At 70.1% G+C, this 21,425-nt stretch carries 23 protein-coding genes and 2 pseudogenes; 10 read left to right on the top strand and 15 right to left on the bottom strand.

The features are described 5' to 3' along the window. Nucleotide 1: 1 nt before the first annotated feature. Nucleotides 2–1,195 (bottom strand): acetyl-CoA C-acetyltransferase, encoded by a 1,194-nt coding sequence (locus tag LX16_RS22430; protein ID WP_147142841.1) that lies wholly within the window; start codon nt 1,193–1,195, stop codon nt 2–4. Between the two features lie 87 nt (nt 1,196–1,282). Between LX16_RS22430 and mce the strand changes: the two genes are divergently transcribed. The 6 genes and pseudogenes from mce to LX16_RS27270 all read left to right on the top strand — a co-directional run bounded on the left by mce (nt 1,283) and on the right by LX16_RS27270 (nt 4,332). After that, on the top strand, nt 1,283–1,708 hold the full coding sequence (gene mce / locus LX16_RS22425) for a methylmalonyl-CoA epimerase (RefSeq protein ID WP_147142838.1): 426 nt from the start codon (nt 1,283–1,285) through the stop codon (nt 1,706–1,708). A gap of 175 nt (nt 1,709–1,883) precedes the next feature. After that, the gene (locus tag LX16_RS22420; protein WP_211354699.1) at nt 1,884–2,495 is read left to right on the top strand and encodes a hypothetical protein; all 612 of its coding nucleotides are present in this window, start codon (nt 1,884–1,886) and stop codon (nt 2,493–2,495) included. Nucleotides 2,496–2,784: 289 nt separating this feature from the next. Then, nucleotides 2,785–3,255, top strand: a complete 471-nt coding sequence (locus LX16_RS22415; protein WP_147142831.1) for a helix-turn-helix domain-containing protein — start codon at nt 2,785–2,787, stop codon at nt 3,253–3,255. A gap of 10 nt (nt 3,256–3,265) precedes the next feature. Then, the gene (locus tag LX16_RS22410; protein ID WP_211354698.1) at nt 3,266–3,691 is read left to right on the top strand and encodes a PIN domain-containing protein; all 426 of its coding nucleotides are present in this window, start codon (nt 3,266–3,268) and stop codon (nt 3,689–3,691) included. 12 nt (nt 3,692–3,703) lie between these two features. Continuing rightward, nucleotides 3,704–3,811, top strand: a pseudogene (locus LX16_RS28370) (VapC50 family PIN domain-containing toxin); the annotation flags it as partial. Between the two features lie 101 nt (nt 3,812–3,912). After that, entirely contained in the window at nt 3,913–4,332 is a 420-nt protein-coding gene (locus LX16_RS27270) for a hypothetical protein (protein ID WP_147142828.1), read from the top strand. 421 nt (nt 4,333–4,753) lie between these two features. Here the strand turns inward: LX16_RS27270 and manA are convergent, their stop codons facing one another. The 7 genes from manA to LX16_RS22370 form a co-directional block, all read right to left on the bottom strand. Further along, nucleotides 4,754–5,959 (bottom strand): mannose-6-phosphate isomerase, class I, encoded by a 1,206-nt coding sequence (manA, locus tag LX16_RS22400; protein ID WP_147142824.1) that lies wholly within the window; start codon nt 5,957–5,959, stop codon nt 4,754–4,756. 210 nt (nt 5,960–6,169) lie between these two features. Further along, nucleotides 6,170–6,649: a hypothetical protein gene (locus LX16_RS27265; RefSeq protein ID WP_211354697.1), complete on the bottom strand. Its 480-nt coding sequence runs from the start codon at nt 6,647–6,649 to the stop codon at nt 6,170–6,172. A gap of 359 nt (nt 6,650–7,008) precedes the next feature. Continuing rightward, entirely contained in the window at nt 7,009–7,968 is a 960-nt protein-coding gene (locus LX16_RS22390) for a cation diffusion facilitator family transporter (protein ID WP_147142821.1), read from the bottom strand. A 352-nt stretch (nt 7,969–8,320) separates the two neighbouring features. Beyond that, nucleotides 8,321–9,520: an SIS domain-containing protein gene (locus LX16_RS22385; protein ID WP_147142818.1), complete on the bottom strand. Its 1,200-nt coding sequence runs from the start codon at nt 9,518–9,520 to the stop codon at nt 8,321–8,323. Continuing rightward, a complete protein-coding gene (locus LX16_RS22380) occupies nt 9,517–9,711 on the bottom strand; it encodes a Trm112 family protein (protein ID WP_147142815.1) in 195 nt (64 codons plus the stop codon). Before LX16_RS22380 ends, LX16_RS22385 begins: the two co-directional genes overlap by 4 nt. Nucleotides 9,712–9,725: 14 nt before the next feature. Beyond that, nucleotides 9,726–11,090 carry a phosphomannomutase/phosphoglucomutase gene (locus LX16_RS22375; RefSeq protein WP_147142812.1) on the bottom strand — a complete coding sequence of 455 codons (1,365 nt, stop codon included), beginning with the start codon at nt 11,088–11,090 and terminating at the stop codon, nt 9,726–9,728. 104 nt (nt 11,091–11,194) lie between these two features. Then, on the bottom strand, nt 11,195–11,602 hold the full coding sequence (locus tag LX16_RS22370; protein WP_147142810.1) for a DUF3499 domain-containing protein: 408 nt from the start codon (nt 11,600–11,602) through the stop codon (nt 11,195–11,197). Between the two features lie 250 nt (nt 11,603–11,852). On the opposite strand from LX16_RS22370, the gene LX16_RS22365 reads away from it, so the two are divergent. After that, nucleotides 11,853–12,233 (top strand): metallopeptidase family protein, encoded by a 381-nt coding sequence (locus tag LX16_RS22365; protein WP_147142808.1) that lies wholly within the window; start codon nt 11,853–11,855, stop codon nt 12,231–12,233. 203 nt (nt 12,234–12,436) lie between these two features. Here LX16_RS22365 and LX16_RS22360 read toward each other — a convergent pair. Both LX16_RS22360 and LX16_RS22355 read right to left on the bottom strand, forming a co-directional pair. Then, nucleotides 12,437–12,688: pseudogene (locus tag LX16_RS22360) on the bottom strand (WhiB family transcriptional regulator); the annotation flags it as partial. Between the two features lie 248 nt (nt 12,689–12,936). Next, on the bottom strand, nt 12,937–13,461 hold the full coding sequence (locus LX16_RS22355; RefSeq protein WP_147142805.1) for a hypothetical protein: 525 nt from the start codon (nt 13,459–13,461) through the stop codon (nt 12,937–12,939). A gap of 48 nt (nt 13,462–13,509) precedes the next feature. Here LX16_RS22355 and cofD point away from each other — a divergent pair, with 48 nt between their 5' ends. The 3 genes from cofD to LX16_RS22340 all read left to right on the top strand — a co-directional run bounded on the left by cofD (nt 13,510) and on the right by LX16_RS22340 (nt 16,459). Further along, nucleotides 13,510–14,457 carry a 2-phospho-L-lactate transferase gene (cofD, locus tag LX16_RS22350; RefSeq protein ID WP_147142803.1) on the top strand — a complete coding sequence of 316 codons (948 nt, stop codon included), beginning with the start codon at nt 13,510–13,512 and terminating at the stop codon, nt 14,455–14,457. Beyond that, complete coding sequence (locus LX16_RS22345) at nt 14,454–15,746, top strand: coenzyme F420-0:L-glutamate ligase (RefSeq protein WP_147142799.1); 1,293 nt, start codon at nt 14,454–14,456, stop codon at nt 15,744–15,746. Before cofD ends, LX16_RS22345 begins: the two co-directional genes overlap by 4 nt. Nucleotides 15,747–15,820: 74 nt before the next feature. Further along, complete coding sequence (locus LX16_RS22340) at nt 15,821–16,459, top strand: hypothetical protein (RefSeq protein ID WP_147142796.1); 639 nt, start codon at nt 15,821–15,823, stop codon at nt 16,457–16,459. Nucleotides 16,460–16,678: 219 nt separating this feature from the next. Here the strand turns inward: LX16_RS22340 and LX16_RS22335 are convergent, their stop codons facing one another. The 5 genes from LX16_RS22335 to LX16_RS22315 form a co-directional block, all read right to left on the bottom strand. Continuing rightward, nucleotides 16,679–18,133 (bottom strand): vWA domain-containing protein, encoded by a 1,455-nt coding sequence (locus LX16_RS22335; RefSeq protein ID WP_147142793.1) that lies wholly within the window; start codon nt 18,131–18,133, stop codon nt 16,679–16,681. A 125-nt stretch (nt 18,134–18,258) separates the two neighbouring features. Then, nucleotides 18,259–19,347 (bottom strand): mannose-1-phosphate guanylyltransferase, encoded by a 1,089-nt coding sequence (locus tag LX16_RS22330; protein ID WP_147142790.1) that lies wholly within the window; start codon nt 19,345–19,347, stop codon nt 18,259–18,261. A gap of 33 nt (nt 19,348–19,380) precedes the next feature. After that, nucleotides 19,381–20,508 carry a glycosyltransferase gene (locus LX16_RS22325; protein ID WP_147143004.1) on the bottom strand — a complete coding sequence of 376 codons (1,128 nt, stop codon included), beginning with the start codon at nt 20,506–20,508 and terminating at the stop codon, nt 19,381–19,383. 245 nt (nt 20,509–20,753) lie between these two features. Then, on the bottom strand, nt 20,754–21,164 hold the full coding sequence (locus LX16_RS22320; RefSeq protein ID WP_147142787.1) for a type II toxin-antitoxin system VapC family toxin: 411 nt from the start codon (nt 21,162–21,164) through the stop codon (nt 20,754–20,756). Then, nucleotides 21,121–21,423, bottom strand: coding sequence for a type II toxin-antitoxin system Phd/YefM family antitoxin (locus LX16_RS22315; RefSeq protein ID WP_147142784.1), 303 nt, complete (start codon nt 21,421–21,423; stop codon nt 21,121–21,123). The genes LX16_RS22320 and LX16_RS22315 overlap by 44 nt, the downstream gene beginning before the upstream one ends. Nucleotides 21,424–21,425: the final 2 nt, after the last annotated feature.

The following is a 21,425-nucleotide window of genomic DNA, read 5'->3' as shown; positions in this document are numbered from 1 at the left end:
CTCACACCTTCAGGATGAGCGCGTCGCCCTGGCCGCCGCCACCGCACAGGGCCGCGGCACCGAGACCGCCGCCGCGTTCCCGCAGTTCGTGGGCGAGGGTGAGGACGAGCCTGGCGCCGGAGGCACCGATCGGGTGGCCGAGCGCGATGGCGCCGCCGTTGGGGTTGACCACGTCGGCGTCCACGCCGAGTTCGCGGGCGGACCGGAGCCCGACGGCGGCGAACGCCTCGTTGATCTCGATGACCGACAGGTCACCGGGTTCCTTGTCGAGCTTGGCGAGGGCGGCCTTGATGGCGTTGGCGGGCTGCGAGTGCAGGGAGCTGTCGGGCCCGGCGACCTGGCCGTAGGCGGCGATCTCGGCCAGGTAGTCCAGCCCGAGTTCCCGGGCCTTGGCCCTGCTCATGACGACCACGGCGGCCGCGCCGTCGGAGATCGGGGAGCTGTTGCCGGCGGTGATGGTGCCGTCCTTGGTGAACGCGGGGCGCAGCTTGGCCAGGACCTCGGTGGAGGTGTCGGCGCGGACGCCCTCGTCGGTGTCCACGACGATCGGGTCGCCCTTGCGCTGCGGGATGGTCACCGGCGCGATCTCACGGTCGAACCGGCCGTTCTTCTGCGCGGCGGCGGCGCGGGCGTGGCTGCGGGCGGCGAACTCGTCCTGTTCGGCGCGGCCGATGCCCAGCTTCGTGTTGTGGTTCTCGGTGGACTCGCCCATCGGGATGTTCTCCCAGGCGTCGGTCAGGCCGTCCAGGGCCATGTGGTCGGCCATGGTGACCGGTCCGTACTTGTAGCCCTTGCGCTGTCCCATGAGCAGGTGGGGCGCGCCGGTCATCGACTCCATGCCGCCGGCGACGACGATGTCGACCTCACCGGCGCGGATCAGTTGGTCGGCGAGCGCGATCGCGTTGAGCCCGGACAGGCACACCTTGTTGACGTTGATCGCGGGCACGGTCATGGGGATTCCGGCCTCGACGGCGGCCTGCCGGGCCGGGATCTGGCCCGCGCCGGCCTGGAGCACCTGGCCCATGATGACGTAGTCGACCTGGTCGGGCGAGACTCCGGCGCGCTCCAGCGCCGCGGCGATGGCGTGTCCGCCCAGCTTGGTGGCGGAGAGGTCCCCCAGCGCACCCAGCAGCTTGCCGTTCGGGGTGCGGGCACCGGCCACCACGACACTGGTGGTGCGTTCGTCGCCAGCCATGTTCGACCTCCAATAGTCGGTATTCCACGGGCATGGAGGTGGCGTCCGCCGTCGGCCACCACGCCACCTTAAGCAAGACTAAGGGGCATGAGTGAGGTATTGCCAGTCGGGCTGTCGGCGGTCGACCACGTGGGCGTGGCGGTACCGGACCTGGCGGCGGCGGTCCGGTTCTACGAGGACGTGCTGGGTGGCCGGTGCGCGCACGTGGAGGAGAACGAGGAGCAGGGCGTCACGGAGGCGATGATCACATTCGGCTCCGGCGCGCAGGTGCAGTTGCTCGCGCCGTCGCGCCCGGATTCGACGATCGCGAAGTTCATCGACTCGCGCGGCCCGGGGCTGCAGCAGTTGGCGTTCACGGTGGACGACGTCGAGGCCGCGAGCGAGTCGCTGCGGGCCAAGGGCCTGCGGCTGCTGTACGACGCGCCGAAGCGGGGTACCGCCGGGTCGCGCATCAACTTCGTGCATCCGAAGGACGCCGGCGGTGTGTTGATCGAACTGGTCGAGAAGGCATGACGGGTCCGGCCGGTCCCGGGTCCCGCCGTCTCACCACCCAAGTCCCGAAAGCCGCCCCGTCCGAGTGGTCGCTCCGGCGCGGCGACGAAGCACTCCGGAACGCGGAGCGCTGAGGCGGTTGCCGACGAGCCGGGTGCGGGTGCACGGGGTCCGGCTGGGCCGCGCGGAGTATCGCGTGGTGCGGGCGGACCCGGTGCCGGCCCGGTTGGCGTTGCGCGACGATCATCACTGGTTGTCGATGTATGCCGACCGGGCGGGGGCGGAGCGGCTGCTGGCGATGTGGGCGTTGGCCGCCCGATCCGCCCGCTCGCTGGTGTACCTGCCGATCAGGGCCGGTGCCGTCCCGCGCGACACGCCGGACGGTGTGGATTCGACGGCACTCGACCTGGTCCTGGTGCACCACCGGCTGCAGTTCCCCGTGTCGTCGTGGAAACGGCTACGGGCGCGGCTGGGCGCGGGTGAGCTCCGCACCGCGACCACGCCCGCCCACGATCCCCGGGTGCCCGACGATCTCGACCACGCGCGCCGGGATCACCGGGAGTACCGCGATCACCTCCGGTTCGCCGTCGCGGCACACACCCTGTTCGTGATCGGTGGAGCCCGTGCGTTCCGGGCGTCGGGTGCCGCGTTGCGCGGGCTCGTCGAGGAGGGGCCGTCATACCTGCACGAGTACCCGAACGCCTCGCACTACTGCGTCGAACTGCGGGCCGGGCCGTGGTCACGGCCGTGGACGGACCGACGCACACCCGCGGCCCTCCACATCCAGTACCGGCCCCCCGGACATTGACAACCGACGACACCAGGCCGGGATCGAAACGCCCGAACCGCCGGAGAAACCGTCGAAGAACATCGGAGGCGACTTTCGTTTTTTTCGAATAATGTCAGAGGCTGTCTTTGCACCTCGTTCGTGGCGAGCGGCGGTCCGGTCGAGTGCATTCGCAAGGCGGAGGGGGTCCTGCGTACCGGTGTTGTACGCAGGACCCTTCGACAACGCCGCGAGGCGCCGACCGGTCGTCGCGCAGTAGAACAGCAGGTGTGAAGACAGCCTCTTAGATCGGACGAAGGAGGTCGGCATCATGGTAGGGACTCTGGACGAACGTACGATCCTTCCACCTCGCGAGCATCTCGCACTTGATGAAATGGCACGGGTGCTGGCCGCACTTCCGTCGCGCCATCGGGCAAGGCTGATGGCACCGGACGGAACCACCCTGGATCTTCCCGAAGAGGTCTACCACGCACTCCGCGATGTGGTGGAGGCCTTGTCGCAGGGCCTGGCGATCACGATCGCCCCCCAGAACACGATGCTGACGACCCAGGAAGCCGCCGACCTACTGAACATCTCTCGACCGACGCTGGTCAAGTTGCTGCAAGAAGGGGAGATTCCCTATTCGCGGCGAGGGCGACACCGCAGAGTACTGCTTCGCGACGTGGTCGACTATCAACAACACAGTCGTGCTCAACGGCGTGCCGGCCTCGACGCCATGGTGGCCGACGGCGAGGCGGCGGGCCTGTATGACGTCGTCGAGCCACCCGGCCCGACCAGGTAGGCGGTCACGAGTGGCATTCCCGGCACTACTCGACACCTGCGTGCTCTTCCCCGCCTACCTATGCGACACACTTCTATCGCTGGCTGAGGACGACGTCTACCGGCCGCTGTGGTCGGCGGAAATCCTCGCTGAGTTGCAACGAAACCTGAGCAGCCGCATCGGCGCGGAGGCCTCAGCGCGACGGGTCGCCCAGATGCGTCGCCACTTCCGTGACGCGGAGGTGACCGGCTATGAGGTTCTCATCGATGACATGTCGAACGATTCCAAGGACCGGCATGTTCTTGCTGCGGCGGTCTGCGGTGGAGCCCAGGTGATAGTCACGGCCAATCTGAAAGACTTTCCACCGGTCTGCCTGAAGCCTCATGACATGGAGGCGGTTTCTCCTGACGACTTTCTGCTGGACCAACTCGATCTTCATCCGAGGCTGACGGTCTAAGCGCTTGAACGACAGGCGCTCCGATACAAACGGGAGCCCCGGTCCGTGACCGGACTGCTCGGCGTACTGGACCGATCAGGTGTACCGCGATTCGCCTCGGAAGCGCGACGGTACATCTGAGGACGACCACGCCCTTCCGCAGACACACCTCACCCCCTGCCTCGCCAAGCCGTGGGCCGTGTGGCGGGGGGCGAGTGGACCGGGCTTCGTAGAGTCCGGTCATGCCGCGACGTGCGTTGACCAGTGAGTGGAGCATCGACATCGACGACTCCTTCAGAGGCCGGGTGGTCGCCGAGGACCTGCAACTGGTGTCGCCGGGGCCACCGGTGCGCACGATCTGGGTGGCGGTGTGGCGGCCGTCGGCGGAGCGTTCCGTGGCGGAGTTGACGGAGTTCATCTGCCAGAACGTTCACCCCGATCCCGTGCGGCGGTTCGAGGAGCCCGGGTCCGACCCGGAGGAACGGCGTTACGGCTCCTGGTATCCGGAGACCGTGGAGGAACGGACGCAGTGGGGGTTGTACGGCTACACGATCCGCCGTGGCCGATACGTCCAGTCCGCCTACCTGACCGATGAGCCCTCCGACCTGGACTGGGCGCTGGGTGCGTGGCGGTCGCTGCGTTTCGAAGCCGGCGACGCCTGATCCCGTGACGCCGGCACGGCGGTGCGGCAGGAACCGGCGGTGGTTTCGGTGCCGCGCGGCCGACTGGAAACGACGGCGGCCGCATGGCACGGACTCCGCGAGACGGTGAAGACGGGAATCGCCGAGCAGTGGCGGAACGAACCGGCCCGGAAACCGAACGTGCCGGGCAGCCACCCCAGACTGCCCGGCACTCCCCCCGGTTTGGTTCCCCGCTGCGTCTCCCGATTCGGCTCTTCGGCTTCGTCTCGGTGACGCTGCGTATCTAGAACAATACTCAGCGGATTGAGATTGTCAAGCGTTTGGCCGGATATTTCGGAAAAAATCTCTGCCGACCCGGCGAAACTCAATCGGCCGATCGGTCGAAACTAGCGCGCCGCGCGTAGACCTCACCACTCGAACGCCACAGGAAGTGACGTCGCCCTCACGTGACGGAGGCGGTATCCCGCGGAACCTGGGCGCAGTACCCCTCACCGAACCCGGAGACGAACACCTTCGGCGAGTCGGCGCGGACGAACGCGGCCTGCCCGGGACGCAACGTGATGGGCCGTTCCCCGTCGTCGAGCCGCAACTGCCCCGACCAGCACAACACCACCGCGGGCCCGGCCGCGTCGAGCCACTGCTGCGCCGCGCCCGCGTCCAGCAGCAGCCGACTGAGCCGGAACTCCTCGACCGGCACCCGCCACTCGGACACCCCGGGACCCGTCGGCACGTCGGCGACCCGGGGATCGGACAGCACCTCGAACCGCAACACCCTCAGGAGTTCCGGAACGTCCACGTGCTTACCGGTGAGGCCGCCCCGCAACACGTTGTCGCTGGCGGCCATGACCTCCACGCCGACACCGCGCAGGTAGGCGTGCATGTTGCCGGCGGGCATGAACAGCGCCTCCCCCGGCCGCAGGAACACGTGGTTGAGCAGCAGCGCCACGAGGACACCGGAGTCGCTGGGGTACCGCTTCCCGAGCTCGACGAGCATCGTGTACTCGCGGCCGTGCACCGGGTGCTCCTCGGCCCGCCCGGCGGCGGCGACGGCCTTGCCGACCAGCTCGGTACGGTGTTCGCGCGGCAGCGTGAGCAGCGTCGTGACCGCCTCACGCAACGCCTGGCCGGGGTCGTCCTGACGCAGCAGCGCCACGATCGACGCCAGTTCGGGGACGTCCAGGCCGCCCAGGGCGTCCGCGGAGGTCCGGGGGTCCCGGAAGCCGCACAGCGCCTCGAACTCGCTGAGCGCGCAGACCAGTTCCGGTTTGTGGTGCGTGTCGACGTAACTGCGTTCCGGAGCGTCGAGCGGGACCTCCTCGCGGTTCTCCCGCGCGTAGCCCTGTTCGGCCTGCTCGGCGTCGGGGTGCGCCTGCAACGACAGCGGTTGTTCGGCGGCGAGCACCTTCAACATGAACGGCAGCCGCCGGCCGTACCGCTTGACCAGGTCCTCCCCCAGCACGCCGGGTTCGGCGGAGATCAACGCGGTGAGTGGACGGCCGTCGTCGAGGGTGGCCGGGTCTGCCGGATGCGCGCCGAACCAGAGTTCGGCCTCCGGTTGCTCCGTGGGCATCCGTCGTCCCTGCAGTGCGGCGATCGCGGTACGCGACCCCCACGGGTAGGGGCGGACGGCTCCGTGTAGGAGTTCCACGCTGACCAGTCTCCCTCGGTTCGTCGGTTTCGTCCACGCCGTGCGCGCCGCCGCGATGCGGCGTGGCGGGTTGAGCACATGAATGTACCGGCAACCCGAAACGGCCAAACCGGACGGGCGGGGATATAACCGGGCATTCACACGCCGGACACCGGGAAATCGGTGACCGAGCCGGGGGGAAATGAGGGATGACCCCGACGCCGCCGGGGGTCACTCGGCGCGGCGCGCCTCGAAGGTCCACATGCCGGACTCGGCCTCCGGGGCGTCGTCACCGTAGTCGCCGTAGACGGTGACGTCACCGAAACCGGCTCGCCGCAACAGATCGGTGAACTCGGCCATGCCGAACCACAACATGCCGCCGATCTGGAGCCGAGTGTCGGTCAACCGGCCGTCCCGCCACCGTTCGTACCGCAGCCACGTCGTGACCCGCTGGGCGGCGGCGTCGACGTCGGTGTGCATGTTCTGGAGGGTCAGCAGTTCCGAGTCGCCGTTCCAGTAGCGCCGCAGCGGCCCGGTGTCGGTGGACAGCCGGGGCGCGGGCACGTCGACGTACAGCACTCCGCCGGGCCGCAGGCTGTCGTGGAGGTTGCCCAGTGCCGTGACCACGGCCTCCCGGTCCGGCAGCAGGATGATCGAACCGGTCGGCAGGATCGCCGCCTCGAACCTGCCGGGTCGCCGGTACTCCAGCATGTCCGCGACCGCGAGTTCGGCGGTACGACCGGCCGACGCCAGGTTCGCCGGCAGATGTCGAGCATGTACGTGGAGGTGTCGTAGCCGACGACGTCGAGACCGGCCGCCAGCAGTGGTATCAGCATCCTGCCGGTGCCCACGGCGGGTTCCAGCACCTCGCCGGCCACACCGGCCGGCTTCCGGGTGTAGAACTCGATGTCGCCGTGCAGCGACCTGCCCACCGGTTTGTCCAGCTCGTACACCGCCGCCGACAGTTCGCCGTACTGCCAGTCCACGCCCCGCTCGCGCAATCCGTGCTCCTTCGTCCGTGGTGGTCCCGCGCGAACGATAGTCCCGCCCGGTACGAGAGGGCCGGCGGTTTACGGTGTGGCGGTCTCGTCGGTGCGCGGCCGGTAGATGTCGGGTTCCAGGTAGATCGACCGCGCGATGGGGACCGCCTTGCGGATCCCCGCCTCGGCGTTGTTGATGGCGGCGGTGACCTTGTCGGCGTTGTCCTCGGCGGCGACTGCGATCTTCGCCGCGACCAGCAGCTCCTCCGGACCCAGGTGGAGGGTCTTCATGTGGATGATCCGGTCGACGTGCTCGGTGCGGGAGATCGCCTCCTCGATCGCGGCGATGTGCTCCGGGGACGCGGCCTCGCCCAGCAGCAGGCTCTTTGTCTCGACGGCCAGGACGATCGCGACCACGACCAGCAGGACACCGATCGCCAAGGTGAAACCGCCGTCGAACAGGGCGTTGCCGGTCAGCAGGGTCAGGCCGACACCGCACAGCGCCAGGATCAGGCCCAGCAGCGCCGCCAGGTCCTCCAGCAGCACGACGGGCAGCTCGGGCGCCTTGGCGCGACGGACGAACTCCGTCCAACTCGCCTTGCCCTTGGCGATGCGGGACTCCCTGATGGCGGTCCGGAACGACGCGGTCTCCAGTCCGATCGCGACGACCAGAACCGCGATCGGCACCCACCACCACTGCGACTCCAGCAGCGTGTTCGGGTGTCCCGCGAGGGTCTCCTCGATCTTGTGGTAGCCCTCGTAGCACGCGAAAAGCCCGCCGACGCTGAACAGCACGATGGACACGATGAACGCGTAGATGTACCGTTCCCTGCCGAAACCGAACGGGTGCTGTGGGGTGGCGCCGCGCTTGGCCCGTTTGCCGCCCAACAACAGCAGCGCCTGGTTCCCGGAGTCCGCCAGCGAGTGGATCGACTCGGCCAACATGGACGACGAGTGGGTCAGGACCCAGGCCAGCAGTTTGGTGACGGCGATGCCCAGGTTGGCAAGCAGGGCGGCGACGACCGCCTTCGTTCCGCCTTCGGTGCTCATGTACGTGTTCTCCCACTCGGCTCGGCCCGGGCGTCCGGGTCCGTCGGCGCCGCGACCGCACGCGCGACGGACGGTCACGCGCCCGACCGTTTCCGGTCACGGCGGTGAGTGAGCCTACACCCGCCCCGCCCGCCACAGGGGAGCGGCGGATCGGCGGCGGGCCGGGGCGTCAGAGGCTGTCTTTGAACCTCGTTCGTGACGAGCGGCGGTCCGGTCGAGTGGATCGCAAGGCGGAGGGCGCAATGCCTTAGAAGGTCCGTGCGTACCGGTGTTGTACGCAGGACCCTTCGACAACGCCGCGAGGCGCCGACCGGTCGTCGCGCAGTAGAACAGCAGGTTCGACGACAGCCTCTTAGGTGGAGGTGCGCGCCAGGTACTCCTTCATCTCACCGACCGCCGGTACCGACATCGGGTCGAGGCCGTGCGCCATCGCCAGGTACACCGACGCGAAGTCGGGGACGGCGATCAGCGACGCCAGTCTTTCGAGCGCGCAACCGCCCTCGGCCGACAGGATGTCCAGCCGGATGCCGCGTCGCTCGGCCAGTTCGGCGACCGCGTCGGCGCGTCGGGTGTCGGGTGGCGGCGCGGTGTCGTCGCCGTCGAGGCCGTCGTCGCGCAACAGCACGATCCGCAGCCGGGTGCCCTCGGAGTCGTCGTCGGGGTCGGCGAAGATGTCCCGTTCGCCCTCGGCCAGCGAACCGAAGACGCCGTCGAGCAGACCGACCCGGCCACGACCTACCTCACCCAGTTCCCCGGCCAGCACCGGGTAGCGGGCGTTGGCGGCCAGCATGTCCCCGAACCGGCGGGCGGCGATCCCGGCCAGCGGCGTCCCACCCCACACGACGGGGATCGCGCACGCCAGGTCCAGCGCCATCGACTTCGCCGGGTTCACGAACGAGTCGTTGCCGGGCTTGCAGCGTTCGGCGTCGACGTCCAGGCGGGTCGCGGTCTCGGCGATGTCGGCCTCGGCGATGCGCACCATCCCGCAGGCACGCCCCGCCAGCAGCACCGGGACCGTCAACGCCCACAGGCTCATCCGGGCGGGGGCGCGGCGGGGAACCGCGATGTACGGGGCGCGGGCGCGCGCCGCCACCGACTCCAACGGTGAGTCGGGCGGCCCGATGGCGACGACCCGGGCGCCGCGCCGGCCACCGGCCTCGGCGGCGGCCAACGCCTCCGGGCTGCGGCCGGACGCCGAGACGGCGATGACGACGTCGGCGGCGCCCACCCAGCCCGGGACGCCCGCGCTGCGGTGCGCCAACACGGGGACCGGGCAGTGCGGTCCCGCGACGGTGGCGAGGATGTCGCCGGTGCGGGCGGCGGTGCCCACCCCGGCGACCACGACGGCCCGGGGACGTCCCCCGTCCGCCAGTGACGCCAGGTCCGCCTCGGCGGCGAGCGCGGCGGCCTCCCGCAGTTGCGGACCCGCGGCGGCGACGGCGCGCAGCGCGCCGCTCGGGTCGCCGGCCGCCAGCGCCTCCGCCGAGTCGATCCGGGCGGGGTCGGCGTGCCGGTCGCCCGCGGCGGCCGAACGGTCGGAGGGAACGGTCATGCGCCGGCCTCGCCCACGTCACCGGACCGGGTCGCCTCGTCCAGCAGCAGGACCGGGATCCCGTCGTCGATGCGGAAGACCCGGCGGCACTCGGTACAGGTCAGGGTCTGCGCGCCGGCGTCGTAGTCCAGCGGCGCGTGGTGAGTGTCGGGACACGCCAGAACTTCCAGCAGTGTGGCGTCCAGTGGCATCGGGTTTGCCTCTCCTAACGACGGATACGGTCGAGAACCTCGTCGCGCAGCTGTGCCATGCGCTCGGAGGTGGCGGCTTCCACGTTGAGCCGCAACAACGGCTCGGTGTTGGACGGCCGCAGGTTGAACCAGTCACCGTCCGGCATGGACACGGTGAGGCCGTCGAGCTGGTCCAGTTCGGCACCGGCGACGGTCGCGTAGTGGGCGGCGATCTCGGCGATCGTGCCGCCCTGGTCGTCCACGGTCGAGTTGATCTCGCCGGAGGCCACGTAACGCCCGTACCCGGCGACCAGCTCCGACAGCGGCAGGTCGGTGCGTCCGAGCGCCGCCAGCACGTACATCGCGGCGAGCATCCCGGTGTCGGCGAACCAGAAGTCCTTGAAGTAGTAGTGGGCGGAGTGCTCACCGCCGAACACCGCGTCGTGTTCGGCCATGCGGGCCTTGATGAACGAGTGGCCGACGCGGGTGCGGATCGCGGTCCCACCGTGTTCGGTGACGATCTCGGGCACGCTCTTGGACGTGATCAGGTTGTAGATGATCACGGCGCCCGGGTGCGCGGCCAGTTGCGCCTCCGCGACCAGTGCCGTGACCGCGCTCGGGGACACCGGTTCGCCGCGTTCGTCGACGACGAAGCACCGGTCGGCGTCGCCGTCGAAGGCGAGTCCGATGTCGGCGCCGGTCTCGCGCACCCTGGCCTGCAGGTCCACCAGGTTCGCCGGTTCGAGCGGGTTGGCCTCGTGGTTGGGGAACTCGCCGTCGAGCTCGAAGTACATCGGCACGATCTCGAAGGGGGTGTCACGGCCCAGCACCGCCGGCACCGTGTGCCCTGCCATGCCGTTGCCCGCGTCCACGACGACCTTCAACGGCCGGGCCGTGGTGACGTCCACCAGGCCGTGCAGGTAATCGGCGTACTCGGTGAGGAAGTCGCGGGCGGTGACCTCGCTGGGCTTCTCCGCCTCCGGCGCCGGGACCCCGTTCAGGATGTCCCGGGCGGTGTCCCGGATCGCCGCCAGCCCACTGTCGAGACTGATCGGGCGGGCACCGGGCAGGCAGAGCTTGATGCCGTTGTACGCGGCCGGGTTGTGGCTGGCGGTGAACATGGCGCCCGCCATGTCGTACCGGCCCGAGACGAAGTACATCTCGTCGGTGGAGCACAGCCCGGCGTCCACGACCTCGGCGCCCGCGGCGGCGGCCGCCTCGGCGAACGCGCGGGCGAGCCCGACGCCGCTCTCGCGCATGTCACGGGCGACCACGATCCGGTCCTGCCCGGTCACCGACACGAACGCCGCCCCGAGTGCGGCCGCGACCGTCTCGTCCCACTGCCCCGGCACCAGCCCCCTGATGTCGTACGCCTTGACGATCTCGTTCAGTTCCGGCACCGGTAGCGCCCCTTTCGAATCTGTGACGTCGCCGCCGCAGAGCCTACCGAAAGAACCGTGCCGGTCACGCGCCCGGCCGAGCCGCGCGCCGCATCGCGGCCGGGTCAGCCCGGTTCGGGGAACGTCTTGGTGTGATCGCTGACCACCCGCAGATGCGGCCTGCCGGGTGAGGAACGGTCACTGGGACCGGTGGGGCGGCGCGGCGTCATCGGCGGGGGCTCCACCGCGGGCTCCGGTTTCGCACGGGCCGCCTCACGGACCGCGTCGGCCAACGCCAGCAGGTCGTCGCCCGACGGCATCGGGGTGGCGTAGTCCTCCACGTGCCGGACCAGTTGCCATCCGCGCGGGGCGGTCAGCTTGCGAGCGTGCTCCTCGCACAGGTCGTACGTGTGCGGCTCCTGAGTGGTCGACAACGGTCCGACCACGGCGGTGGAATCGATGTAGACATACGTCAACGTGGCCACCGCACCCTGCCGGCAGCCGTTGCGCGAACAACGTCGATGCGATCTCACGGGCGGAACGCTATCGTTCGCGGCGCGCGGCCGGTAGCGGTTATGTCCCCGACACGCCGGTACCGGCGCGGCGGGAGGGGTTGCGAGCCGGTCGGTTCGACCATATCGACCACCTCCAGTGGTGTCATGACACTCCAAGCGACCGGTATGCGTCAGCTGTGTCGGCCGCTCCCCTACGCTAGTCCGCGTGCGTCATAGGGATCGCCGCGGACGCGGCTTGCGAGGCCGGCTGGTGCCGGTCACCGTACCCATGTCGCGCACCAGGGCGCAGAGCTTCGACGAGATGGTGCTCGAGAGCGTCGAGGCCATCGAACGTTTCGTCGACGACGGCGACCGGTTCCCCGGTTCCCGGCTGCGTGGCGTCGAGTTCGCCGTCGAGGACGTTCCCGGCGAGGTCAACGCCTACGACACCGACGTGTTGGAGGACCGTCAGGTCCCGTTGGCGCGGCTGCTGCCGGCCCAGCCGGGCACGGGCGGGCCACAGCCACGCATCGTGGTGTACCGGCGTCCTCTCGAACTGCGGGCCCACGGCGCCGAGGAACTGGCGTCGCTGGTGCGCAGCGTGATCGTCGAACAGGTCGCCAATCTGCTCGGAGTCGATCCCGGAGAGATCGACCCGGACGCCGACTGACGGCGTTCCGCCCCGTCGGCCCGTGACCGGGCCGCCCGCATTCCGGACGGGGTCGGTGGTGCGGCCACTGCGGGCGTGGCCCCGGATCAGGCCGCCGCCGGGACGGCCTCGCCGTCCCGCGCCGGTTCCAGACTCTCCGTCGCGTCGATCCGCGCGGGCATCGGGATCACGACGGCCTCCGCCGCCAGCCGCGCCGCCTCCCTCGCCTCGCGTTTCACCTTCCGGCGTTCGCGTTCGGACAATCCACCCCAGATTCCGAACCGCTCGTCGTGCGCGAGCGCGAACTCAAGGCACTGGGCCTTGACCTCGCACCTCGTGCAGATCCGTTTGGCCTCCCTTGTCGACCCCCCTTTTTCCGGGAAGAACGCCTCCGGGTCAGTCTGCGCGCACAGTGCGCGCTCCTGCCACTCGGGGACGTGTCCCAAAAGATCGGCCAGGAAATCTTGGCCGTCCATGTACGTCCGCCTCCTCATTGACGCACCGGTCTCGCGACCGGCGCGAAGCCCCCACTGACGTGGCCCGGCGCGGTCTTCCGCCGACCGCGCTGCCGGACCGTTCGGTGAAGTGGCGGTGACGACCCATGTCGCCGCCGATAACCTCACAGGTAAATTACAAGCGTGTAATACCCGTTTTGTCATGCCAAACCTGGTATTGGGCACAACTATTTTTTTCCGCCCCGCTGCCCGCACCGATGGGACACCGGTCAATGACGGACAGTAGTGCACGAGCGTAACCGTTGCGCAGCCGCCCTGTCACGCCGATAAGCCCGGACCATTACCGCCATGGCGAGACCGGCGAGCACCAGCACGGTCACGTCAAGCACGAGCTGTTCCACGGCGAACCGGTCGTCGATGAACACGCCCGCGCCCATGCTCCGCTGCTGCCCGCCCGCGTCGAGACCGAAACCGAAGGCCGTCACCGCGATGAGGGCGCCCGTCGCCAGCATCACGAGGTACTGGACCGCCGCGACGAGCCGGATCGCCTGCCGTGGCCACAACAGGCCGGCCAGCAGCGGCAGCGCCAGCGGGATCACACCGAACAGGGTGGCGTGGGCGCGGTCGGTGAACCCGAATCCGGCCGCCCGGGAACCGAGTGAGTCCCGTGGATCGACGCCCGTCCCGAAGAACAGCTGCGACAGGGCGACGAGCGTGAAGACCCCTGCCGCCGCCAGGAGTATCACCGCGGCGGGACGGCGGAACCGGTCGGTCTCGTGTGGCGTGGCGAACACCTGGCACCTTTCTGTCGGCGACGCGGACGGGTAGGCGAGGATGAGCGGATGCGAATCGTCGTACTCGTCGGGGGCATCGGTGGCGCGCGTTTCCTGGAAGGGGTACGGCGGCTGCCCGCTGAGGTTACCGCGATCGTCAACACCGGTGACGATCTGACACTGCACGGGCTGCGGATCTGCCCCGACCTCGACAGCGTCATGTACACGCTCGGCGGCGGCGCCGACCCGGAACGGGGCTGGGGACGTGCCGGGGAGACCTGGACGGTCCGCGACGAGCTGGCCGCGTACGACGCCGAGGGGCGGTGGTTCTCGCTCGGCGACAAGGACATCGCCACCCACCTGATGCGCACCCGCATGACGGACGCCGGGTACCCGTTGTCGGCCGTGACCGAGGCGCTGTGCGCCCGCTGGAAGCCGGGCGTGCGGCTGCTGCCCATGTCGGACGACCGGGTGGAGACCCACGTCGTCGTGGACGGAGACTCCGGCCCGCAAGCGATCCACTTCCAGGAGTGGTGGGTGAGGCACCGGGGCGAGCTGCCGGCCCGGCGGTTCGTGTTCACCGGTGCGGCCCAGGCGCGCCCGGCGCCCGGTGTCACCGAGGCGGTCGCCGCCGCGGACGTCGTCCTGCTGGCGCCCAGCAACCCGGTCGTGAGCATCGCGCCGATCCTGGCGGTTCCAGGGGTGCGGGAGGCCGTCCGCGCCACCGCCGCCCCCGTCGTGGGGGTGTCGCCGATCATCGGCGGGGCGCCGGTGCGCGGGATGGCGGACAAGTGCCTCGCCGCGCTCGACGTGCCCGTGACGGCGCAGGGCGTCGGCCGCATGTACGGCTCCCGCCGGGACGACGGGGTGCTGGACGGCTGGCTGGTCGACGACGAGGACGCCCAGACCACCGTGGACGGGGTCGCGGTGTCGGCGGGACCACTGTGGATGTCGTCTCCCGAGGCGACCGAGGCCATGGTGCGGCGCGGCCTCGACCTGGTGGGGATCACGGCGTGACCGTCCAGTTGATACCGGTCACCGGGATCGGCGAGGTGCTGCCCGGTGACGACCTCGCCGCGATCCTCGCCGAGGCCGCGCCCTGGCTGGCCGACGGTGACGTCGTGGCCGTGACCAGCAAGATCGTCAGCAAGGCCGAGGGCCGGTACTTCGACGGCGACCGTGAGGCCGCCATCGACGCCGAGACCGAGACCGTGGTGGCCCGCCGGGGCCCCACCCGCATCGTCCGCAACGCGCACGGCCTGGTGGCGGCCGCCGCGGGCGTGGACGCGTCCAACGTGGAGCCGGGACGGGTGGTGTTGCTTCCCAAGAACCCCGACGACTCTGCGCGTCGGCTGCGCGGTGCGCTGCGGTCACTGTTGGGCGTCGACGTCGCCGTCGTGGTCACCGACACGCTGGGCCGGGCATGGCGCGTCGGGCAGACCGACGCCGCGATCGGGGTCGCGGGCATGTCGCCCGTCCTCGATCTGCGGGGCGGCACCGACACCCACGGCAATCCGCTGGGGGTGACGGTGACGGCGATCGCCGACGAGGTGGCCGCGGCGGCCGACCTGGTGAAGGGCAAGACCTCGGGAACGCCCGTGGCGGTGTTGCGGGGCCTGCCGTTCGCCGACGGCGTGGACGGCCCCGGGGCGGTGGCGCTCGTCCGACCGGTCGAGGAGGACATGTTCGCGCTGGGCACCGCCGAGGCACGGGAACTGGGGCGGCGGGAGGCGGTCGGCTTGCGACGCACCGTCCGGGAGTTCACCGGTGCGCCGGTCGATCCGGCGGCGTTGTCGAGGGCGGTCGCGGCGGCGGTGACGGCCCCCGCGCCGCACCATTCGGAGCCGTGGCGGTTCGTGCACGTCGTGGACGCGCGGGAACGCCTGCTCACGGCGATGCGGGAGGCGTGGCGGGCGGACCTGACCGCCGACGGCTTCACCGAGGACGCGATCTCGCGGCGCCTGTCACGCGGCGACGTGCTGTGGCGGGCCACCGAACTGCTCGTCCCGGTCCTGGTGGCCGACGCCGCGCACGACTACCCGGACGACCGCCGCCGCGACGCCGAACGCACCATGTTCCAGGTCGCGATGGGCGCGGGGGTACAGAACCTTCTGGTGTCGCTGGCCGCCGAGGGACTGGGGGCCTGCTGGGTGTCCTCGACGATGTTCTGCCCCGGTGTCGTCAGGAGGGAGTTGGGGCTGCCGGACGACTGGCATCCGATGGGCGCGGTGGCGGTGGGGCATCCGGCGTCGGAGCCGCGCCCACGACCGGACCGCGATCCGGGACGGTTCCTACTGCGCCGGTGACGGCGCGGCCGGGTTTCCCGGCGGCGCGGGGCCGGGACTCCCGTGGACGGCGCCGATGCCTCATCCTGGATTCCATGTGGGACACGGTTTTTCAGGCGCTGGGGGTGCTCGTCGGTGCGGTCGGCGCGTACTACGCGTATCGACAGTTCCGTTCGACCCGTCCACCGGCGGCGCCCCCCTCCGACCCGGCCACCGTCGGTACCGGTGACACGTCGTCGTTCAGGGCGGCCCAGTCCCACACCCGGGAGCAAATCGGCGCCGTCCTCGCGGGATGCCTGCTGGGGTTCTTCTTCCTGTTGGCCGCGGACTTCGAAGAACCCGTCGGCTGGATTCCCGCGCTGATGAGCGGGGGCGTCATCGCCTTCCTCCTGTGGCAACTGGGTCCCCTGGACCGGTTCCGGCACATCGAACTGAGCGAGGCCGGACTCACCGTCCACATCCCGGCGCCCAGGTTCACGCCGCCGATCACGGCGAGGTTCGCGTGGGATCAGATCGAGGCGTTCTCCGTCGAGTCGACGTGGAGCGGCCCGCTCCTGGTCCTTCGGCTGTCATCGCGCCACGGGCTCGGATCGCCCGACCAGCACCGGGCGTGGGACGACAGACTCGAGGCGTTCGGGATCTGCGAACTGACGAAGGTGACACCTTCGGACGTCGCGCTTCTGGAGGCCATAGCCCACTACTCCGGAGGACGGCACCGACCGTCACCGAACTAGTCCACTATGGTTTTTCCACAACCGGTGGTTCGTCCACAGGTCGCGCGGTCGGTGCTCGACAGCCGGCCGGGACGACACCTAGGCTCGACGCCATGGGGAGGAGGAGTGGCGGCCCCCGAGTCCGTGCCGGGGGCCGGTCCACCGGCGCCCCGCCACCGGGTCACCGCGCGTCCGGGAGCCGGGGCCGGACGCGCCGCGCCGCGTCGCCGGGACCGGCCGTCAGCCCGCCAACTCGGCGGCGGCGATCATGGCCTCCGCCAGTGCGATCACGTCGGGGTCCTCGGTCGCGACCGCCAGCGCCTCGGCCTGCGCGATGAGCGCCCGGATGTCCAACTCCGCGCCGCGTTCGTCCTGCCGCAGCCACTCCGCGAACCCGGCCGCCACCACGTCCACCCGCAGTCTCGGGTCGGCGGCCTCCGGGGCGACGTCGGCCGTGGTGACCTCGATCCGTCCACTGCGGGTGTCGGCCTCCCCGGTCTCGGGATGCAGCCAACGCACCTCCGCCGTCGCGACCGGGCCTTCGGCGCCCTCGTGCAGCGTCACCGCGTACAGCGCCGTGACGCTGTGACCGGGACCGACTTCGCCGCCGTCTACGGAGTCGTTCGTGAAGTCCTCGTCGGCCACGGCGCGGTTCTCGAAACCGATGAGCCGGTAGCTCTCCACCGTCGTCTCGTCGAAGGTGACCTGGACCTTGGCGTCCTTCGCCCGCACGGCGAGCGTGGCGGGCAACTGGTCGACGAACAGTTCCCGGGCGCGGGTCGCGGTGGCGAAGTACACCGCGAAGCCGTCCCCGTTGTCGGCCAACTGTTCCATCAACTGGTCGCCGTAGCCCATGCCGACGCCCACGCACAGCAGCGCGACGCCTTCGGCGGCCTCCTGCCGCGCCTGTTCCAGGATGGGCTCGAACTCGGTGGCACCGGTGTTGGCGAGCCCGTCCGACAACAGGATCACCCGGTTGGTGGCGTCGGCGCGGTAACCGTCGGAGGCGACCCGGTATCCCGCGGCCAGGCCTTCCGCGAGGTTCGTGGAACCGCCGATCTCGATGGCGTCCACCGCCGCGTGCAGGCCGGCCTTGTCCTCGGCGGAGGTGAGTTCCGTGACGACCTGCGCCGTGTCGGAGTAGGTGACGATCCCGACGGCGTCACCGGGCCGTAGTTGGTCGATCAGCAGGTGCAGCGACTCCTTGACGAGTGGCAGCCGGTTCTCCGGTTCCATGGAGCCGGAGGCGTCGATGACGAAGGTCAGGTGGGCGTCGTCGCGGTCCTCCGCCGACTCCGACGCGGTCTGGAGTCCGACGCGCAACAGGTGACTCGGCGAGTCGGCGGGCCGGTACCAGTCGGGAGTGCGGGTGCCGTCCACGGTGACGCTGAAACCGTGGTCGGAGGGTTCGGCGTAGTCCTGCCGGAACGCGTTGACGAACTCCTCGGGGCGCACCAGACCGGGGTCGGGTAGTCGTCCGTTGTGGATCTGTTCCGTGGCGTACTCGTACGAGGCGGTGTCGATGTCGACCGCGAACGTGGACTCGTCGTCCTCACCGGTCGGCACCGGCGCGGAGTCGGTGGAGTCGGGGGCGACGGCCGCGTTCTCACCGCCCGTGGACCCGGTCCCCGTGCATCCCGCCAGGACGATCGCGCCGAGAGCGGTCAGCAGTACGGCGGTTCCCCTGTGTCTCATGGAGGTCTCCTTCGGTAGAGGGCTACCGATCGGAGTGCCCGGGACCGCTCCCGGTTCCGTGCGCGGCCGCTTCGTTGCCGAGCCGCGCACTGTTCGCGGCCTGCCCGTTACGAACCGGCCGGAGGTCAGACCAGGCCGGTGCGGCCCCGCGCCTTGAGTTCGTCCACGAGCTGTTTGACGTCCTGCGCGCGTTCTCTCGCGCAGACCAGGACCGCGTCCTCGCTGTCGACCACGACCAGGTCGTCGACGCCGACCGCGGCGACGGTGCGGCCGGACGCCGCCACGACGACGTTGCGGCGGGCGTCCAGGGTGACGACGTCGGCGTCGCCGCTCTCGTTCGGGATGACGACGTTCCCGGCGTCGTCACCGGGCAGGACGGAACCCAGCGTGTCGTAGTCGCCCACGTCGTTCCATCCGAAGTCGCCGGGGACGACCCCCACCTTGCCCGCCGCCGCGGCGCCCTCCATGACGGCGTAGTCGACGGAGATCCGTTCGAGCCGGGGCCACAGTTCGGCGAGCAGGGTTTCGCGGTCGGGGCCGTGCCAGGCGGCGGCGAGGCGGCGCACGGCGTCGTGCATGGCCGGGCGTTGCCGGTCGAGCTCGGCGAGGAACGCGTCCACCCGCCACACGAACATTCCGGCGTTCCACAGGTAGTCGCCGCTGGAGACGTACTCGACGGCGGCGACGTGGTCGGGTTTCTCCTGGTATTCGGCGAGGACGTTGCCGTGGGCGAGGGGTTCGCCCCTCCTGAGATAGCCGTATCCCGTCTCGGGGCCGGTCGGGGTGATGCCGATGGTCATGAGGAGTCCGTCGGCGGCCATCTCCATGGCGTTGGTGACGGTGCGGACGAACTCGTCGGAGTCGGCGATGAGGTGGTCGGCCGCGAAGGCGCCCATCATGGCGGCGGGTTCGCGTTCGGCGATCACCGCGGCGGCCAGCGCGATGGCGGGCGCCGAGTCCATGGGGGACGGTTCGACGAGGATGTTGTCCTCGGGTACGTGGGGAAGCTGCCGGGTGACTGCGGCGACGTGCCGGGTGCCGGTGACGACGTACTGGTGATCCGGATCGGACAGCGGGTTCAACCGCGCGGTCGTGGCCTGGAGCAGGGAGTGTTCACTCCCCGTCAACGGGTGCAGGAACTTGGGGTTCCAGGAGCGAGACAGCGGCCACAGCCTGGTTCCACTGCCACCGGCAGGGATCACCGCATACAACATGCGGCCCAGTATGCCGACCGGTGGCGACCGCGCTCAGGCCGACTTGCCCGCCGCACGACGCCAGGTCGCCAGGTGGGCGGCGGCGCTGTGTGCCCAGGTGAACTCGCGTGCGCGTTCGACGCCGAGAAGCGACAGTTTCGCGCGGCGTTGCTCATCGTCGAGCAGTGCCGCCAGATCGCTGCCGATGTCGCCCGGGTCCTCGCCGGTGTAGGCGACCGCGTCGCCTCCGACCTCCGGCAGTGACAGCCGGGGGGTGGTGAGGACGGGTGCGCCGCAGGCCATGGCCTCGACGATGGGCAGCCCGAATCCCTCGCCGTGTGACGGGTACGCGACGAGCCGGGCGCCGCCGAGGTAGCCGGGCAGGTCGGTGAACCGCAGGTAGCCGGGCCGGACCACCTTCAGGTGTGGTGGGACCTCCGCGACCGCCTCGTCGATGGCGTCGTCGTGTCCGGAGCCGCCGGCCAGCACGAGCGCGGGCGGGTCGGGGCGGTCGGCGACGGCCTCCACCCAGCCGCGGACCAGGTTGGGGACGTTCTTGCGGGGTTCCATGACGCCCAGGAAGGCGATGTACCCGATGTCGGCGAGTCCGAGCCGTGCGGCGACCCTGGCGCGTTCGGCGTCGCTGGGGATGTAGAACGACTTGGGGTCGACGCCGTGGTAGGCGACGTCCATGGTGCGCGCGTCGGCGTCGAGCAGCCGGATGAGTTCGTCCCGGGTGGCCTTGGAGGGGACGATGACGCGGGAGGCGCGCCGCAGCGAGGTCTTGATGGCCGATCGCATGAAGGCGCCGCGGTGCCGGTCGTAGTGTTCCCGTTCGGTGAAGAAGGTGGCGTCGTGGATGGTGACGGTGACCGGGCAGCCGGCCCGGAGCGGGCAGCTGTAGAACGGCGAGTGCAGCACCTCGACGCCGAGTTGCTGTGCCAGCAGGGGGAGGCCGGTCTGTTCCCATGCGAGCCGGGCGGGCCGGTGTGCCACGGCGGCGGGGGCGGCGACGACCTCGGCGCCGGGGGTGAGTCCGACGTAGCGTTCGGCGTCGGTGCGCTGGCAGACGACGAAGAGTTCCACCTCGTCCGGGGTGTCGGCCAAGGCGGCGAGCAGGCCGTCGACGTAGCGGCCGACCCCGCCTCGATCGGCCGGAACACTGGTGGCGTCCACTAGCACTCGTACACCGGACACAGTCAATTCACTCCTGTCGATGGCAACGGTTGTGATCGGTCCCACCTACGAGACTACGCGGCACCGGTTGCGCCACATGCATGGCGGGCTATGCGACCGGGTGTCCGTTATCAGACACCGAGGGTGTCCCTTCGGGCCGTTTCCGGTGGCGATCCCGGGGTGGGGCCGCAGTGGCGGAGCGGCGGCCGGCCGTGTGCGGATCGGCCGCCGTGATCATCGCCGGGGGAGTTCTACCGTGGTGCGAACGGGTCGAGCACGGGGACGCCGGTGCGGGCGAAGTCCTTGACGTTGCCGGTGACGACGGTGAGGCCGTGATACCGGGCCGTCGCGGCGAGGAATCCGTCGATGATCGGGAGCCTGTCGGGAACGTTCATTCGAGCCCACAATTCGCATATCTCCCGGGTGACGGGCAATAGGCGGTGGTCGAACTCGATCATCCGCGCCAGCCAGCTTCGCAACGAATCGGCGGCGCGTTCGTCGCGGAGTCGCAGCCGGTGCTCCCATACCCGCAGTTCCGCGAGAGTGAGCACACTGAAGAAGAGCTCTGCGTCGCCCGCGTGGTCGTACCACGTCATGACGTGGTGGCTCGGTCGTGTCTTACGGAGTTCGGATATCACGTTGGTGTCGACCAGATAACTCACCGCAGTAATCCGCCTCGGGGAATCGGGGTGCGTACACCTCCGCGCGAAGGTCGGACAGGTCGCTCTCGATGTCGACGTACGGAGGTTCGCGCAGCAGCTCCTTGAAGGAGGGGATGCCCTTGAGTTCGCGATACTCCCGTATGGAGAGGATCACGGCGGATTCCTCGCCGTGCCGGGTGATGTACTGGGGTCCCTCGTCGTCGGCGGCGCGCAGTACCTCACTGAAGCGTGCCTTGGCCTCTTGTATCTGCCAGTGCATGA

Source organism: Stackebrandtia albiflava (genome assembly GCF_007994225.1).
Taxonomy (GTDB): domain Bacteria; phylum Actinomycetota; class Actinomycetes; order Mycobacteriales; family Micromonosporaceae; genus Stackebrandtia; species Stackebrandtia albiflava.
This window is presented reverse-complemented; position numbering and strand designations above follow the sequence as displayed.

Excerpts from the sequence above, each read along its gene's own strand:
- LX16_RS22430 (WP_147142841.1), bottom strand. The coding sequence starts at position 1,195 with ATGGCTGGCGACGAACGCACCACCAGTGTCGTGGTGGCCGGTGCCCGC.
- mce (WP_147142838.1), top strand. The coding sequence starts at position 1,283 with ATGAGTGAGGTATTGCCAGTCGGGCTGTCGGCGGTCGACCACGTGGGC.
- LX16_RS22415 (WP_147142831.1), top strand. The coding sequence starts at position 2,785 with ATGGTAGGGACTCTGGACGAACGTACGATCCTTCCACCTCGCGAGCAT.
- LX16_RS27270 (WP_147142828.1), top strand. The coding sequence starts at position 3,913 with ATGCCGCGACGTGCGTTGACCAGTGAGTGGAGCATCGACATCGACGAC.
- LX16_RS27265 (WP_211354697.1), bottom strand. The coding sequence starts at position 6,649 with ATGCTGGAGTACCGGCGACCCGGCAGGTTCGAGGCGGCGATCCTGCCG.
- LX16_RS22390 (WP_147142821.1), bottom strand. The coding sequence starts at position 7,968 with ATGAGCACCGAAGGCGGAACGAAGGCGGTCGTCGCCGCCCTGCTTGCC.
- LX16_RS22385 (WP_147142818.1), bottom strand. The coding sequence starts at position 9,520 with ATGACCGTTCCCTCCGACCGTTCGGCCGCCGCGGGCGACCGGCACGCC.
- LX16_RS22380 (WP_147142815.1), bottom strand. The coding sequence starts at position 9,711 with ATGCCACTGGACGCCACACTGCTGGAAGTTCTGGCGTGTCCCGACACT.
- LX16_RS22365 (WP_147142808.1), top strand. The coding sequence starts at position 11,853 with ATGTCGCGCACCAGGGCGCAGAGCTTCGACGAGATGGTGCTCGAGAGC.
- cofD (WP_147142803.1), top strand. The coding sequence starts at position 13,510 with ATGCGAATCGTCGTACTCGTCGGGGGCATCGGTGGCGCGCGTTTCCTG.
- LX16_RS22340 (WP_147142796.1), top strand. The coding sequence starts at position 15,821 with ATGTGGGACACGGTTTTTCAGGCGCTGGGGGTGCTCGTCGGTGCGGTC.
- LX16_RS22335 (WP_147142793.1), bottom strand. The coding sequence starts at position 18,133 with ATGAGACACAGGGGAACCGCCGTACTGCTGACCGCTCTCGGCGCGATC.
- LX16_RS22330 (WP_147142790.1), bottom strand. The coding sequence starts at position 19,347 with ATGTTGTATGCGGTGATCCCTGCCGGTGGCAGTGGAACCAGGCTGTGG.
- LX16_RS22315 (WP_147142784.1), bottom strand. The coding sequence starts at position 21,423 with ATGCACTGGCAGATACAAGAGGCCAAGGCACGCTTCAGTGAGGTACTG.